A 13,009-nucleotide genomic window follows, 5' to 3' on the forward strand; every position below is an offset into this window, starting at 1 on the left:
AGAAGCCTTACGGCCAGAGCAACTCGCGCCGCCAGCCGCCGCGTTCCTCCGGGGCGCGGCGGTAGCGGAGCCGGACGTGCCGGCGCCGCGCCTCCTCCTGGTAGAACTCCACCTCGTCCGGCTCCAGGACGTACAGCGTCCAGGTGGGGGCGGTGGCGTCCGGGTCGCGTCCGGCCCGCTCGTACGCGTCCTCGAAGGCCCGCTCCAGGTCCTCGTACGCACCGAGCACCGCGCTCTGCCGCCCCGCCCCGGCCAGCGCCGCCGCCAGCGCGGCGGGGGAGCGGCCGCGCAGGTCCGCCGCGCTCTCCTCGGCCCCGGCCTCCGTGACGCGCCCGCCGATCCGGACCTGCCGTCCGCTGCGCATCCAGTGGAAGCCCAGCGACGCGTACGGGTGTTCGGCCAGCTCGCGGCCCTTGCGGCTGGTGCGGTGGGTGCCGAAGTGCCAGCCGTGGGCGTCGGCGTCGTGCAGCATCACCGTGCGCAGGGAGGGGCGGCCGTCCGCGCCCGCGGTGGCGAGCATCATCGTGTGCGGGCCCGGTTCGCCGCCCTCGGCGGCCTCGCGCAGCCACCGCCGGAAGAGCGGAAGCGGGGCGTCCGGAGCCTGGGCGGGGTCGAATACGGGCAGCTCGCCCGCGTGCGGGACGCGCAGGCCCCGCAGCAAGTCCCGGAAGGCCTCATCGTCATGTGCGTCGCTCATCGGGGCACCATCCGATCACCCGGCGCCGGTCCGGGCAAGCGGTGGCTCAGCCGCGGCCGAGCACCACCGTGCCCGACGAGCAGAACCAGCCGCCCGTCCCCGACGCCACGGCCAGCTCCGGCAGCCGCCCGCCCGCCTTGCGCACCTGCCGGGCCCCCGCCTCGCCGCGCAGCTGCCGCACCGCCTCGACCAGCAGGAACAGCCCGCGCATCCCCGGATGGCAGGCGGACAGGCCGCCGCCGTCGGTGTTGACGGGCAGCGCGCCGCCGAGCGTCAGCCGCCCGTCCGCCGCGAACGCGCCGCCCTCCCCCTTGGCACAGAACCCGAGGTCCTCCAGGGTCACCAGCGTCATATACGTGAACGCGTCGTACAGCTCCGCCACATCGATCTCCGACGGCCGCACCCCCGCCCGCGCGAAGGCGTCACGCCCGGACGCCGCCGCGGGCGAGACGGTGAAGTCGTCCCACTCCGACATGGCCGAGTGCGAGACGGCGGTGCCCGAGCCCAGCACCCATACCGGGGGCCGTGCGGTGTCCGCGACGAGGTCCTCGGCCGCCAGCAGCACCGCGCAGCCGCCGTCCGAGCGGATGCAGCAGTGCAGTTTCGTGAAGGGGTCGGCGATCATCGGCCCGCTCAGCACGTCATCGACGGTGATCGGTTCCCGGTGCATCGCGTCCGGATTATGTGCGGCATTGGCGCGTGTCTGTACGGCGATGTCCGCGAGTTGTTCGAGCGTGGTGCCGTACGCGTGCATATGGCGGCGCGCGGCCATCGCGTACTTGGCGATCAGGGTGTGGCCGTACGCCACCTCGAACTGATGCGGTCCGCGCGCCCCGAAGGAGAGGTTCGCGGTCCGGCGTCCCGCGCGGATGTCGGCGCGGGCGGTCGAGCCGTAGACGAGGAGGACGGCGCGGGCGTGCCCGGCGGCGATCGCGTCCGCCGCGTGCGCCGCCATCACCTCCCAGGTGGCGCCGCCGACGGCGGTCGAGTCGGTCCAGGAGGGTCGCAGCCCCAGGTACTCGGCCACCTCGACGGGCGCCAGCGTGCCGAGCCCCGCCGAGGCGAAGCCGTCCACCACGGACCGGTCGAGCCCGGAGTCGGCCAGCGCCCTCCGCGCGGCCTGGGCGTGCAGGGCGTAGGGGGTGGGGCCGTCGACGCGGCCGCAGTCGGCGAGGGCGACGCCGACGACGGCGACCTTGCGCGGAGCAGGCGTCATGCATCTGACGGTACATCAGTTTGGCGCGCTAGTATGACGGGTCGTCAGGAACGGGAGGTCCGATGGATGCCGCACTGAGCGAGGAGCAGGAGGAGATCCGGCGCACCCTGCGCGAACTGCTGCGAGGGCGGTGCGACGACGTCAAGACGGCCGTCCGCACCGCGGCCGGATACGACGAGGCGCTGTGGAAACGCCTCGCGCGCGAGCTGGGCCTGCCCGGGCTCGCCCTGCCCACCGCGTACGGCGGCGTCGGCTGCGGGCCCGTCGAGCTGGCGCTCGCCTCGGAGGAGACCGGCCGCGCCCTGCTGCCCTCGCCGCTGCTGGCCACCGCCGTGCTCGCCGCGCCCCTGATCGCCGCCCTCGGGACCGCCGCCCAGCGCGCCGAGCTGCTGCCGCGGATCGCGGGCGGCGAGCTGACCGCGGCGCTCGCGGTGCCGGGCCGGGCGCTGTCCCGGGCGCTGGGCCTCGACCGGCCCGACGCGGCGGACTGGGCGGGCGGCGGCCGCGCGGGCGGCGTCCAGGCCCGGCTTCGGGACGGCGGCTGGCGGCTGTACGGGCAGGTGGATCAGGTACTCGACGGCCACAGCGCGCAGCTGCTCCTGGTCGCCGCCCGCGCCGGGGGCTATACGCGCGGCCGCACCCTGGTCTTCGCCGTGACCGCGGACGCTGCCGGGCAGGCCCGCACCCGGCTGACCGCGCTGGACGAGACCCGGCCGCAGGCCCGCATCGAGCTGCGGGACGTTCCGGCCGAGCTGCTGGGCGAGGACGGCCCGGACGTGGCGGGCGCGCTGGCCGGGCTGGGCGGCCCGGCCGCGGCCGTCCTCGCGGCCGAAGCGGTGGGCGCGGCGGACGCGGCCCTCACCCGTACGGTCGACCACGTCCGCACCCGGGAGCAGTTCGGCCGCCCGATCGGCTCCTTCCAGGCGGTCAAGCACCGGCTGGCCGATGTGTACGTCGCGGTCCAGGCGGCGCGCTCGGCCGCGTACTACGCGGCGTGGGCGGCCGACGGGCCGGAAGCCCCGGTCGCGGGCCCCCTCGCGCTCGCCGCCGCGCTGGAGGCACAGCGGGCGGCCGCGGGCGAGGCCGTGCAGCTGCACGGCGGCATCGGCATCACCTGGGAGCACGACGCGCACCTGTACCTCAAGCGGGCCGCCTCCGACGAGCTGCTCTTCGGCCCCGCCCCCCGGCTGCGGGCACGGGCGGCCGACCGGGACGGCCTCTTCGCCCCGGTGGTGACGGTCTGATGCCGCCGGACCGCATGACCCGGCTCGTCCAGAAGGTGTCCTCGGGGCGCACCTTCGCGCGGCTCGCCCCGCACGTCGTCCCGGCCCTCGACCGCGCCGTCCACCGGCTGACCCGCGGCCGGGTGCTGCCGAGCGCGCGGATGCTGCCGGGGGTGGTCCTCACGGCGCGCGGCGCGAAGTCCGGGCTGCCCCGCCGTACGCCGCTGGCGTGCATGCCGGAGGAAGACGGCTGGATCCTGGTCGGCAGCAACTTCGGCCGCCCCGGCCATCCGGCCTGGACCGCCAACCTGCTGCGGCACCCGGACGCGGAGATCAGCTGGCAGGGCCGCGACATCCGCGTCCGGGCCCGGCTCCTGGAGGGCCCGGAGCGGGAACGGGCCTGGTCGGCGGTGGTGGCGTTCTGGCCGCCGTACGAGCGCTACCAGGCGCGCGTGGACCGCCGGATCCGCCTCTTCCGCCTGGAACCGACGTCCGCCCCGGAGACGTAGCCCCGGCGGCAAGCCGCGCCCCGCACCGGACGAACCGGAACCGCCCCGGGCCCCGGTGCCACCGGCGGGAGCCACCGCTCGACGGGAGGGCGGGGCCGCCACCGGGCGCCCGCCCGCCGGGCGAGCCGGGGCCGGGCGGGCCCGGGAGCCACTGGCCGGTGGTCGCCGATCGGCGGGAGGGGGCGGGGTCGCTCCCGCCCCCTCCGGGCACCTGCCCCGCCGGGCGAGCCGGGACCGGGCCGGGGCCTGGGGCCACCTGCGGGAGCCGCCGCTCGACGGGAGGGCGGGGTCGCTCCCACCCCCGCCCGGCACCTGCCCCGCCGGGCGAGCCGGGACCGGGCCGGGGCCTGGGGCCACCTGCGGGAGCCGCCGCTCGACGGGAGGGCGGGGTCGCTCCCCCCCCGCCACCCGGCGCCCGCCCCGCCGGGCGAGCCGGGGCCGGGCCGGGGCTCGGGGCCACTGGCCGGTGGCCGCCGACGATGCGCAGGGGCGGGGTCGCAGGGGTGGGGTCCTGGACACCACGTGTATTTGTGGCGCCGTGGACTTCCGGCCCACCCCACGTTCTCCGGCAGCGGCGCCGTAAATAGACGGTCCAGGGCCCCGCCCCGGAGGCCCCGCACCGGCACCACCCACCGGGCCACCCGCGCCGCCGCCCCCGTTCCGGGTACGCAAAATCCAGCCCCTCCGGCGCTTGAGGAGCGGGGTCCGGGGCGGAGCCCCGGCACCGGGGCTCCGCCCCGGGACCCCACGCGAAAACGGCCGCGGCGGACCACTCGTGTCCGAGTGATCCGCCGTGACATGACAGGACGTGCTGGCCCGCCGGCCGGGCCCGACCGGCGTCGGCGCGCGGATGTGCGCGGGGGCGCGTACGAGCGCGCAGGCGCCGCCGGTGCGCGCCGCGGTGCTATTTCGGCGGCTTGCGGCCGGTGATCCCCAGGTGCACCAGCAGCGCGAGGCTCGGCTTGAGGTCGGCCTGCTTGACGCCCCAGCTCTGGAACCCCTTCTGGTGGGCGGAGACCGCCGCCAGCATCGCGACGAGCGAGCCCGCCACGGCCGCCGGCTGGACGTCCTTGTCGTACCGGCCCTTGGACTGAAGCTCCTTGATGGCGTCCGTCAGGGAGTTGGTGACGGAGTTCAGGATCTTCATGCGGATCTTGTAGAACCGCTTGTCGCCCTCGGCCGCGCCGAGGTCGACCACGCGCAGAATGGCGTCGTGTTTGCGCCAGAAGGAGAGGAAGCCGTCGACCAGCTCGTCGGCCGCCGTGGCGCCGGACTTGCCCGCCCAGGAGCGCCCGGAGACGAGTTCGGTCAGGCCCGCGCCCTCCTTCGCCATCTCCTCGGCGATCTCGAGGACGGCGCCCTCCACATCGGGGAAGTACTGGTAGAACGTCGCCGGTGAGGTGCCTGCCTTACGGGCGACATCGATGACTTTGACGTCTCGGTACGGGGATGTGCTGAGCATCTCGCCGAGGCAGTCGAGCAGCTTCTGCCGCGTCGCCTGCCCGCGACGACCGGCCACCCGACCGTCGACGGTGCGTACTTGTCCTGTCATGACGTCAGCTTACCGAGGGGTGATCGAAGCGCGATTCGACTGCGTGCAAATGGGGTTCGTACGGGATGAGAGGGTTTGCGAACCCTCTTCCGCAGCTCGGAATGGCTGATTCCGGCCCCAACCCGTGGCCTCTCGGATGTCGTCAAGCCGTCAATCACCGCTCCGTCATGCGGGTGAATCGTGTTATCAACAGCCTGTGGATAAGAAGCGTGGATGACCGGCCGGGGCCTGGCGATCCGGACCAAGGATTGGCCAAATATTTCGACTTTCGAAGCGGGCACTCGGGACGATCCCCCGTTAGCGTGGCAAATGCGGTAGGAGCCGCGAAACGGAGGACGCGGGAGGACTCGGGTCATGGCCGCACACGCGGAAGGCGTGCCCTGCTGGGTGGACGCGATGCTGCCCGATCTCGCGGCGGGCCGCCGCTTCTACGGCGAGCTGTTCGGCTGGACCTTCACCGAGGGCACCGCGGGCTACCGCCCGTACACCTGGGCCAGGCTCGACGGGAAGGACGTCGCCGCGCTGGTCCCCAAGTCCGACGGCCGGATGCCCACCGTCTGGAACGTCTACCTCGCCACCGGGGACGCCGCCGCGGCCACCGCCCGGATCCGCGAGGCGGGCGGCCGGGTGATCGTCGCGCCCCGGTGGATCGACGACCTGGGCGTCATGGCGACGGCCGCCGACCCCGGCGGCGCGGTCTTCGGACTCTGGCAGGCGGGCAGCCACCCCGGCTTCGCCCGCCGGGACGTCCCCGGCGCCTACGGCTGGACCGAGGTCCACACCCGGGAGCCGCGGGTCGTGGATGCCTTCTACCGGACGGTCTTCGCGTACGAGACGGCCGCGGCGTCCGCCGCCGAAGGGTCCGGGGGGAGGCGCCCCGCCGACCTCCTGCTGTGGTCGCCGCGCGGCGAGCCCGCCGACCCGGACCACGCCGTCGCCGCGCGGGTCGTGATCGGTGAAGGGCCCCCGGCCGAACTGCCCGCGCACTTCCTGACGTACTTTGTGGTGGCGGACTGCGATCATGCGTCGCGTACGGCCCACAGGCTGGGCGGGCGGGTTCTCAATGGGCCCGAAGATACGCCGTACGGGCGTTTCGCGGTCCTTGCGGACAATCAGGGCGCGGTCTTCGCGGTCATCGACACCTCGCGGGAGGGCTCCGGAGCAAGGGAGGACAGGGCGGGGCGGGACTGAGAGCGATCCGGCGGCGGACGGTCGAACCGGATGGGCTCCGGCTCCGTATCGCCCGATGACACGACGAATCGCCCCCGGGTTCGCAACCGCCGCCTTCGCCAGAGAGAATGCAGGATGCGTGCCGCCGGTTGGTTTGTCGGTGAGACGCTGCACGGGGCTGTATTTTTTCAAGCCCCCACGGGGAGGTGGCAGGCAAGTGGTGGAGCAGCTGACGCAGCACGATCCGAGGCGGATCGGTCCCTTCGAGGTGCTGGGCCGGCTTGGCGCGGGCGGCATGGGGCTCGTCTATCTGGCACGTTCGGCGTCCGGCCGACGGGTCGCGATCAAGACGGTCCGGACCGAGCTCGCCGAGGACCAGTTGTTCCGCGTCCGCTTCACCCGCGAGGTGGAGGCGGCCCGCGCGGTCAGCGGTTTCTACACGGCGGCGGTCGTGGACGCCGATCCGCGCGCCGCGGTGCCCTGGCTCGCCACGGCCTACGTCCCCGCGCCTTCCCTTGAGGAAATAGTCAATGAGTGCGGGCCGATGCCGGCCCAGGCGGTGCGCTGGCTGGCGGCCGGGGTCGCCGAGGCGCTCCAGTCCATCCACGGCGCGGGCCTGGTCCACCGGGATCTGAAGCCGTCGAACGTGCTGGTCGTCGAGGACGGCCCGCGCGTGATCGACTTCGGTATCGCCTCGGGCGTCTCCAACACCCGGCTGACGATGACCAACGTCGCCGTGGGCACGCCCGCCTACATGTCGCCCGAGCAGGCGCGCGACTCGCGCAGCGTGACGGGCGCCAGCGACATCTTCTCGCTCGGCTCCACCCTGACCTTCGCGGCCACCGGGCACGCCCCCTTCCACGGCGCGAACCCGGTCGAGACCGTGTTCATGCTGCTGCGCGAGGGACCGGACCTGACCGGGCTGCCGGACGAGCTGCGGCCGCTGATCGAGTCGTGCATGCAGATGGAGGCCGACCGGCGGCCGTCCCCGGCCGATTTGCAGTCGCAGCTGGCCCCGCACCTGTTCGCCTCCAACGCCGACGACAGCGGTACGGCCTCGGCGTGGCTGCCGGGCGGCGCGGTCGCGCTCATCGAGCGCAAGCGCAGCGGGCGCAACCAGGTGGCCCGCTCCGCGCGGCCCGCGTCCGGCTCCTCCCGCCCCTCCGGGGGCGGAAGCCCGGCCTCCGCGCCGCTGCCGCCCGAGCGGCCGCCCGCACCGCCCTCGTACGCCCCCGCCGCCGACGACGGGCGCGGCGGCGGACGGCACGGGGCGCCCGCCGGAGCGGGCGGCTGGGAGCCGGTGGGCGCGGGCGATCCGCGCGGCGGCCTGCGGGCGCCCGACGCGGGCGGCCCGTCGAACGCGCTCAGCTCCATCGGCCCCGGGCGGCATGCCGCGCCGCCCGCGCCCGCCTCGTCCGCTCCGTCCGCTTCGTCCCCTCCATCCGCGAGTGCTCCGGCCCCGGCGCCCGCCCCCGCCCCGCTGTCCACCGGGGCCGACGGGCCGGTCCGGCTGCACAACTCCCAGGTGGCCATCGGCCCCGGGCTGCGCGCCGCCGACGCGCGCGACCCGCAGCAGCGGCACGACACCGGCCCGGCCACGGGCTGGGTGCGGCCGCCGGGCGCGCTGACCACCGGCGGGGGGAACGGGGGCGACGCCGCCGTCCCGCCGCCCTCCCACTCCCCGGCCACCGACGCGGCCGAGCCGCCGGGCGCGGCGGGCCACGGCCGCTGGCGGCCCTGGCGGTTCCGCATGTCGAACGATGTGTGGGGCACCCCGGCCGTCGCCGGTGATCTGCTCTATGTGACGTCGTTCGAGGTGCACGCGCTGGACGTGGGCACCGGGCGGCGGCAGTTCAAGACCCGCGACGTGGCCTGGGCGATGGCCGTGGAGGGCGGTCGCATCCACGCCTCCGACGGCCCCACCCTGTACGCGCTGGACGCGGCGGACGGCTCGGAGCGGTGGCGGCTGTCCACCGACGGCTGGGTCTACTCGCTCAAGGTCGACCGCGGCACGGTCGTCACCGGCACCCGCGGCGGCGGCGTCCAGGCCTGGGAGGCGGCCAACGGCGAGCTGCTGTGGGAGATGCAGGGCGTCCAGACCGACTTCGAGACGCCCGAGTCCGGTCCGGCCGTGCACGACGGCACGGTCTTCGTATGGCAGGACGCCCGGCTGCGTGCGCTGGAGTCGCGTACGGGCGCGGAGCGCTGGTCGTACCCGGTCGGGGACACGGCCTCGTGCGGCGGGGTGCCGCTGCGGCTGCTCCCGGCGCCCGACGGGGTCGTGTACGTGTCGGCCGGGACCCGGGTGCTGGCGATCGACATCGCCCGCGGGGAGGTGCGGTGGCGTTTCGAGGCGCCCGCCGTCTTCCTGAGCGCCCCCGCGTACGCGCCGGGGCCCGCGGTCACCGGCGGCGGTGTCTACATCGCCGACTACCTCGGCACGGTCTACGCCCTGGACGCCGCGAACGGCCGCGACCGCTGGCGCATCGCCACCGAGGCGCGCGGCTCGATCGAACCGGTCCTGGTGGCCGACGGCTCCGTCCACCTGGGCAGCGGCAGCGCCTTGTACACGCTCGACGCGGTCACGGGCACCCCCAAGTGGCGCTTCGCGGCGGGCGGCGAGGTCATCGGCTCCCCGGTGGTCGCCGACGGCCGCGTCCACTTCGGCTCGGCCGACCACTGCCTCTACACGGTCGACGCGGCGGGCGGCCAGCTGCGCTGGAAGCTGGCCACGGGCGGCGAGATCACCGGCTCGCCGGTGGCGGCGGGCGGCGTGGTGTACGCGTGCAGCAAGGACCGCTGTGTGTACGCGCTGGACGCGGTGAAGGGAACCGGGCAGTCCCGTCCCTCGGCCCGCGCGTGAAGGCCGTGTCCCTGACAACCCCTGCTACCGTGCTACGCGTTCACTGACCTCCCGGGTGTCCGGGAGGTCGCACGTGTCGACGGGGGATGTGGTTCGTCATGCGGAGAGGTCTGCGGTTCACCGCCGTACTCATGGTGGTGCTGGTGGCTCTCACCGGGTTCAAGAGCAAGTCGCGCGGGAGCAGGGGGCACAGCGGAGGCGGCTGCTCCAGCTCCAGCTCGCATCAGTCCGGTTCCGGCTCCGGTTCGAGCTCCGGCGGCTACTCGGACTCCGATGCCGACGACTCGTATTCCGGTTCCGGTTCGGGCGGTTCCCGCTACCGCGACAACAACCGCTACGGCTCCACTCCGACCGCAGGTGGTACGGCGAGCGCGTCGCCGGAGGAGCCGGAGACGACCGTCGTCGACTGCGTCGGCCCAGGCGACACGACCGCCACGGTGAAGGTGCGCAGCCGTTCGCGCTCGTCCGCGGTGTATCTCGTCGACATGAACTTCGATGGAAAATCCGGTCGCATGGTGACCTGGGGGAGCGCGAAGGTGCGCGTCCCCGCGGGGGAGACCCGGCGCGTCGAGGTGCCGATGAACGATCCCGAGTTCGTCGAGGCCATCGCGCGGTGTGAGGTCAGCTCCGTCTCCTGAACGGCCGTTCCCCCCGGGGCGCCCGATGTGACTTTGGGGTAGGAAGCCCCGTTGCTAGGGTGGCGTGCACTCGTCAATCGACTGCCGATTGGCTTGATTGAAGCTTTTCCACGGGGGTAATTCCATGCAACGCCGTTCCCTGCGCCTGTTTGCCGTCACCTTGGTCGGAGTTCTCGCGCTCACCGGATCGCTCACCGGATGCGGAAAGAAGAAGAGCCACGGCCTCGGCGGGAGCGACAGCGGGTTCGTCTCCGGTGGTACCGGTGGCGGCGACGAGCCCGCGTCCGGCCCCAGCGGACTGTCCAGCGACATTCCCACCGATCTGCCGAGCGGGGCCTCGGACCTGCCCTCGTACGGTTCCCCGAGCACGTCGGACCCGTACTCCTCCTCCGCGCCGTCCACCTACAACCCGGACGCGACCAGCGAGACGAGCGGCACCAGCTGCCGCTACGACCAGTCGACCAGCCAGTTCAAGTACGACGTGACGGTCACCAACACCGACGCCACCCGCAGCTTCCGCTACTCGGTCAGCGTCAGTTGGAACGAGTACGGGAACGACGGGCTGCTCGGCTACGACAGCCAGGACGTGACCGTGCTGCCCGGTCAGAGCGAGACGTTCACGGCCGCCGCGAGCTACACCATCACCAAGCGCACCCAGTACACCTGCCAGATCAGCCTGGCCAGCAAGACGCCCGCGAGCAGCTGACGCACGCCCCGCTCACCGGACGCGGAAGCCGGGCGTGCGGGCCGCGAAGAGCGCGGCCTGGGCGTCCGGCGGCCGGTTCCCCAGGGCGATCAGCTGCGGGGCCCGGGCGAGGGCCTGCGTCAGCGCCGCCTCCTTCGCCGCCCACAGCGCCCGTACGGTGCCCTGGACCGCCTCCGTCGGGTACGCCGCGACCACGGCGGCGGCCCGCACCGCGGCGGCCACCGCCTCGCCGGGCGGCACCACCTCGCTGACCAGCCCCGTCTCATGGGCCCGCCGCGCCGAGACCCGCTCGGCCGTCCCCATCAGCGCCATCCGCGCCACCTCCCCGGCGGGCATGCGCTGCGCCATGTAGACGGCCTCGTAGGCGCTGACCATCCCGTAGGAGGTGTGCGGGTCGAAGAAGGTCGCTGTCTCGTCGGCGACGATGAACTCGGCCTCGCCCAGCAGATAGAACGCCCCGCCGCACGCCATCCCGCCCACGGCCGCCACGACCGGCTTCCACAGGTCGTTCGCCTTGGGCCCGATGTCCCGCAGCGGATCGTCCATCGCGTACGGGGACGGCGGCTGCGGGACGGTGACCGCGCGGTCGATCCCGGTGCAGAACGCCCGCTCGCCCGCCCCGGTGAGCACCACGGCCCGCACCGACTCGTCCCCGCGCAGCCGCCGCCACACGGAGGCCAGTTCGGAGGCGGTCGCCAGGTCGATGGCGTTGTGGCGCTCGGGCCGGTCCAGGGTGACGACCGCGACCCCGTCGTCCCGGGTATGCGCCGTGACCGTCATGGCCGCTCCAGCAGCCAGCGCACCACGGTGGGCCCGCCCGGCATCGCGTGGAAGACGGCCTGCACGGGCGCCCCGATCCGTATCCGCACCGGGTCGACGGAGTCGAGCGCGGCGTCGGCGGAGGCGACCAGGTTGCCCACCAGGCGGATCCGCGGGGCCTCCGCCAGTTCGACCAGGATCACGTTGTACGGGGCCTGGGCCGCGTAGGCGGGCAGCAGCGGCGGATGCGGCAGCACGTACGACCAGATCCGGCCACGCCCGCTCGTCTTCGTCCACAGGCTGTCGAAGGACTGGCAGTGCGGGCAGCAGGGGCGGGGCGGAAAGCGCGGTTCATGGCAGCCGGTGCAGGTCTGGACGCGCAGCTCGCCGCGGGCGGCGTACTCGAAGAAGGGCGCGCCGTCCTCGTCGGGCACGGGCCGGAGCAGCTCCTGCGTCGCGTCATGGGTGGTCATCGGTCGTCAACTCCTCAGCAGCAGGGCCGATGTGGGAACCCCCTCGCCCGCCGTGACCAGGCAGGTGCTCGCGTCGGGGACCTGGGCGGTGCTGGATCCGCGCAACTGTCTGACCCCCTCGGTGATGAGGTTGAAGCCGTGTACGTACGCCTCGCTCAGCCCGCCCCCGCCGGTGTTGAGCGGCAGCCGCCCGCCCACCTCCAGGGCGCCGCCCTCGGTGAACGCGGCGCCCTCACCGCGCCCGCAGAAGCCGTAGCCCTCCAGGGACAGCGGGATCAGCGGAGTGAACGCGTCGTAGATCTGTGCCACGTCCACGTCCTGCGGGCCGAAGTCGGCGGTCTTCCACAGGTGGCGGGCCGCGGTCCAGGCGGGGCCGGTGAGCGGGTCGTCGTTCCAGTAGTTGACCATCCCGTGGGCTTGCGACGGCAGCCCCTGGGCGGCGGAGTGGACGTACACCGGCGGGCGGGCGCAGTCGCGCGCCCGCTCGGCGGAGACGACGACGCAGGCCAGCGCGCCGTCCGTCTCCAGGCAGTTGTCGAAGAGGCAGAGCGGTTCGCTGATCCAGCGGGCGGTCATGTACATCTCGCGGGTCAGCGGCCGTTCGTACATCATCGCGGCGGGGTTCTGGTTGGCGCGGTTGCGGCAGGCCAGCGCGACGTTGAAGAAGTGGTCGCGGGTGGCGCCGTACTCGTGCATGTAGCGGCGCGCCAGCAGCCCGATCTCGTCGGCGGGCCGCAGCAGCCCGTACGGCCGGGTCCACTGGGCGGGCGTGGGCAGCTGGACGCGGGTGTTGGTCCAGGGCCGGGGGCCGCTGCCGCGTTTGCGGGAACGCCAGGCCACCCCGACACCCGCCTGTCCGGTGGCGATCGCGGCGGCCAGATGCGCGACGGTCGCGCAGGAACCGCCGCCCCCGTAGCCGACCTTGCTGAAGAACGTGACGTCGCCCGCGCCGATGGCCTTGGCGACCTCGACCTCGTCGGTCTCCTCCATGGTGTACGAGGCGAAGGCGTCCACCTCGGAGGGGGCGATTCCGGCGTCGTCGAGGGCGGCCAGGATGGCGCGGCAGGCGAGGGTCTTCTCGGATTCGGGGAGGCGTTTGGCGAACGGGGTCTGGCCGATGCCGACGATCGCCGTCGCGTCCTTCAGGCCCATGGCCACCTCCGTACGTCGCGGTCACCGGTGCTGACAGCGGGGAAGGCTACC

12 protein-coding genes are annotated in these 13,009 nt (G+C 74.1%); 6 read left to right on the forward strand and 6 right to left on the reverse strand.

Annotation, left to right across the window (positions count from 1 at the left end; all coding sequences use genetic code 11):
- Positions 1–7 precede the first annotated feature (7 nt).
- Both LCH29_RS00910 and LCH29_RS00915 read right to left on the reverse strand, forming a co-directional pair.
- Entirely contained in the window at positions 8–697 is a 690-nt protein-coding gene (locus LCH29_RS00910; protein ID WP_446459716.1) for a pyridoxine/pyridoxamine 5'-phosphate oxidase, read from the reverse strand.
- A gap of 46 nt (positions 698–743) precedes the next feature.
- The gene (locus LCH29_RS00915) at positions 744–1,913 is read right to left on the reverse strand and encodes a thiolase C-terminal domain-containing protein (RefSeq protein WP_446459717.1); all 1,170 of its coding nucleotides are present in this window, start codon (positions 1,911–1,913) and stop codon (positions 744–746) included.
- Positions 1,914–1,975: 62 nt separating this feature from the next.
- On the opposite strand from LCH29_RS00915, the gene LCH29_RS00920 reads away from it, so the two are divergent.
- Positions 1,976–3,157 carry an acyl-CoA dehydrogenase family protein gene (locus LCH29_RS00920; protein WP_446459718.1) on the forward strand — a complete coding sequence of 394 codons (1,182 nt, stop codon included), beginning with the start codon at positions 1,976–1,978 and terminating at the stop codon, positions 3,155–3,157.
- Positions 3,157–3,645, forward strand: a complete 489-nt coding sequence (locus LCH29_RS00925; RefSeq protein WP_446459719.1) for a nitroreductase family deazaflavin-dependent oxidoreductase — start codon at positions 3,157–3,159, stop codon at positions 3,643–3,645. The genes LCH29_RS00920 and LCH29_RS00925 overlap by 1 nt, the downstream gene beginning before the upstream one ends.
- Before the next feature lie 904 nt (positions 3,646–4,549).
- Here LCH29_RS00925 and LCH29_RS00930 read toward each other — a convergent pair.
- Positions 4,550–5,197, reverse strand: a complete 648-nt coding sequence (locus LCH29_RS00930; protein WP_063735950.1) for a TetR family transcriptional regulator — start codon at positions 5,195–5,197, stop codon at positions 4,550–4,552.
- Positions 5,198–5,551: 354 nt separating this feature from the next.
- Between LCH29_RS00930 and LCH29_RS00935 the strand changes: the two genes are divergently transcribed.
- From LCH29_RS00935 to LCH29_RS00950, 4 genes are all read left to right on the forward strand, one after another.
- Positions 5,552–6,388: a VOC family protein gene (locus LCH29_RS00935; protein ID WP_446459720.1), complete on the forward strand. Its 837-nt coding sequence runs from the start codon at positions 5,552–5,554 to the stop codon at positions 6,386–6,388.
- Between the two features lie 196 nt (positions 6,389–6,584).
- A complete protein-coding gene (locus tag LCH29_RS00940) occupies positions 6,585–9,230 on the forward strand; it encodes a serine/threonine-protein kinase (protein ID WP_446459721.1) in 2,646 nt (881 codons plus the stop codon).
- 98 nt (positions 9,231–9,328) lie between these two features.
- Positions 9,329–9,868, forward strand: coding sequence for a hypothetical protein (locus tag LCH29_RS00945; RefSeq protein WP_446459722.1), 540 nt, complete (start codon positions 9,329–9,331; stop codon positions 9,866–9,868).
- Positions 9,869–9,992: 124 nt separating this feature from the next.
- Entirely contained in the window at positions 9,993–10,574 is a 582-nt protein-coding gene (locus LCH29_RS00950) for a hypothetical protein (RefSeq protein WP_446459723.1), read from the forward strand.
- Between the two features lie 12 nt (positions 10,575–10,586).
- On the opposite strand, the gene LCH29_RS00955 is transcribed toward LCH29_RS00950, so the two are convergent.
- Genes LCH29_RS00955 through LCH29_RS00965 form a run of 3 tightly spaced genes read right to left on the reverse strand, consistent with a single transcriptional unit; the run spans position 10,587 to position 12,958 of the window.
- Positions 10,587–11,354, reverse strand: a complete 768-nt coding sequence (locus tag LCH29_RS00955) for an enoyl-CoA hydratase/isomerase family protein (protein ID WP_446459724.1) — start codon at positions 11,352–11,354, stop codon at positions 10,587–10,589.
- Positions 11,351–11,806: a Zn-ribbon domain-containing OB-fold protein gene (locus tag LCH29_RS00960; protein ID WP_446459725.1), complete on the reverse strand. Its 456-nt coding sequence runs from the start codon at positions 11,804–11,806 to the stop codon at positions 11,351–11,353. Before LCH29_RS00960 ends, LCH29_RS00955 begins: the two co-directional genes overlap by 4 nt.
- Before the next feature lie 6 nt (positions 11,807–11,812).
- Positions 11,813–12,958: a lipid-transfer protein gene (locus tag LCH29_RS00965; protein ID WP_446459726.1), complete on the reverse strand. Its 1,146-nt coding sequence runs from the start codon at positions 12,956–12,958 to the stop codon at positions 11,813–11,815.
- Positions 12,959–13,009: the final 51 nt, after the last annotated feature.

The sequence above is a fragment of the Streptomyces sp. BRA346 genome, from assembly GCF_052851135.1.

Bases quoted from the DNA above. Each gene is read 5' to 3' on its own strand.
- LCH29_RS00910 (WP_446459716.1), bottom strand. From the start codon at position 697: ATGAGCGACGCACATGACGATGAGGCCTTCCGGGACTTGCTGCGGGGC.
- LCH29_RS00925 (WP_446459719.1), top strand. From the start codon at position 3,157: ATGCCGCCGGACCGCATGACCCGGCTCGTCCAGAAGGTGTCCTCGGGG.
- LCH29_RS00920 (WP_446459718.1), top strand. From the start codon at position 1,976: ATGGATGCCGCACTGAGCGAGGAGCAGGAGGAGATCCGGCGCACCCTG.
- LCH29_RS00965 (WP_446459726.1), bottom strand. From the start codon at position 12,958: ATGGGCCTGAAGGACGCGACGGCGATCGTCGGCATCGGCCAGACCCCG.
- LCH29_RS00930 (WP_063735950.1), bottom strand. From the start codon at position 5,197: ATGACAGGACAAGTACGCACCGTCGACGGTCGGGTGGCCGGTCGTCGC.
- LCH29_RS00915 (WP_446459717.1), bottom strand. From the start codon at position 1,913: ATGACGCCTGCTCCGCGCAAGGTCGCCGTCGTCGGCGTCGCCCTCGCC.
- LCH29_RS00950 (WP_446459723.1), top strand. From the start codon at position 9,993: ATGCAACGCCGTTCCCTGCGCCTGTTTGCCGTCACCTTGGTCGGAGTT.
- LCH29_RS00960 (WP_446459725.1), bottom strand. From the start codon at position 11,806: ATGACCACCCATGACGCGACGCAGGAGCTGCTCCGGCCCGTGCCCGAC.
- LCH29_RS00935 (WP_446459720.1), top strand. From the start codon at position 5,552: ATGGCCGCACACGCGGAAGGCGTGCCCTGCTGGGTGGACGCGATGCTG.
- LCH29_RS00945 (WP_446459722.1), top strand. From the start codon at position 9,329: ATGCGGAGAGGTCTGCGGTTCACCGCCGTACTCATGGTGGTGCTGGTG.
- LCH29_RS00955 (WP_446459724.1), bottom strand. From the start codon at position 11,354: ATGACGGTCACGGCGCATACCCGGGACGACGGGGTCGCGGTCGTCACC.